The organism is Gorillibacterium massiliense (assembly GCF_000455485.1).
In the GTDB taxonomy this organism is placed as follows: Bacteria; Bacillota; Bacilli; order Paenibacillales; family NBRC-103111; genus Gorillibacterium; species Gorillibacterium massiliense.
Map to the genome: position 1 here is coordinate 1 of NZ_CBQR020000038.1, position 1,372 is coordinate 1,372.

Below are 1,372 nucleotides of genomic sequence, written 5' to 3' on the forward strand. Positions count from 1 at the left end.
CGAAACCTTTTCCATTTGGTATCCTCCTATGCAAAAAAAATAACCCCTTCCATCCTCGGCCGGCAGATTACACTGTCAGCCAAGGGACGAAAGGGGAACATTTCGCGGTACCACCCTGGTTTGCCGAAACCTTGCGGTTTCAGCCTTTAGAGGTAAGAGACGTTCCTTACCTGCAGCACGATAACGTGTGCCATTCCGGTTGCGCCTACATCTTAGGACCGCTTACTGCATGCCGCATACGGTCTTTTCAGCTATCGGGCAACGGCTCCGAGACGACGTCTGACATGGGATAACGGCAAAGGTTTCAGCGAGTCCTCTGCTCTCTGTACATTAGAGCCCTTGTCATTTTTTCTCTTCATCGCTTTTTCATTTTCATAATGATGGTTTTGAAAAAAAATAACCCCTTCCATCCTCAGCCGACAGATTACACTGTCAGCCAAGGGACGAAAGGGGAACATTTCGCGGTACCACCCTGGTTTGCCGGAACCTCGCGGTTTCAGCCTTTAGAGGTAAGAGACGTTCCTTACCTGCAGCACGATAACGTGTGCCAGACCGGTTGAGCCTATTTGATCCGAATGAGGTCATCTACCTCGATCGGCTTTCGGTCAACAGCTCCGAGATGACATCTGACAAAAGGGTTACGGCAAAGGTTTCAGCGGTTCCTCTGCTCTCTGGACATAAGAGCCTTTGTCATTTTTTCTCTTCATCGCCTTATGATGGGATTCATCATATCATGAAAATCTTCCGTTATCAATCATCTGATTTTTGCACCGATGACAACGGTGGCGTCCATTTCATCGGAATGGGCTACCTCGGGTATCAAGCCGCACTTACGGATGATCTCGCGGGTTTGCGTGGCCTGCCTTTCGCTGGTTTCCATCAGCAAGACGCCTCCGGGAGCCAGCCATTGCGGCGCCGATAGGGCGATTCTGCGCTGGATATCAAGGCCATCAATTCCCCCGTCCAACGCGATTCGCGCCTCATGGAGACGCGCTTCGGCAGGCAGCAAACGAATGGCATCGGTAGGAACATAGGGGGCGTTGGCAACCAATAAGTCAACTCGGCCTTGCAGCTCCAAGGGCAGCGGTGTGTAGAGATCGCCCTCGAATACTCTTCCGCCGTAGGGTGCGACATTGCGTCTGGCGCAGCGTACCGCTGTGGGATCGATATCTGCAGAGATCAACTCGATTTGCTCCAGATCAGCGGCAAGTGTTGCTCCCAAGGCCCCCGATCCGCAGCACAAGTCCAATATGACAGCACCGGACCGGGCATGAATGGCAGCCTGGTGCGCAAGAAACTCCGTTCGTTTCCGGGGGATAAACACACCGGGATAAACCTCAATCCGCAGGCCGCAAAACTCCGCCCAGCCGAC

Annotated in this window: 3 protein-coding genes; 2 read left to right on the forward strand and 1 reads right to left on the reverse strand. The window is 53.0% G+C overall.

The genetic code is table 11. The features are described 5' to 3' along the window. Both TJ79_RS27940 and TJ79_RS27945 read left to right on the forward strand, forming a co-directional pair. Positions 1–293, forward strand: a 293-nt coding sequence (locus tag TJ79_RS27940) for a hypothetical protein (RefSeq protein ID WP_238322788.1), incomplete at its 5' end; no start/stop codon positions are given. 84 nt (positions 294–377) lie between these two features. Continuing rightward, entirely contained in the window at positions 378–560 is a 183-nt protein-coding gene (locus TJ79_RS27945; protein ID WP_238322790.1) for a hypothetical protein, read from the forward strand. Positions 561–754: 194 nt separating this feature from the next. Here the strand turns inward: TJ79_RS27945 and TJ79_RS04565 are convergent. Beyond that, a partial coding sequence (locus TJ79_RS04565) for a putative protein N(5)-glutamine methyltransferase (RefSeq protein WP_040949119.1) occupies positions 755–1,372 on the reverse strand: 618 nt, incomplete at its 5' end.

Excerpts from the sequence above, each read along its gene's own strand:
- TJ79_RS27945 (WP_238322790.1), top strand. The coding sequence starts at position 378 with ATGATGGTTTTGAAAAAAAATAACCCCTTCCATCCTCAGCCGACAGAT.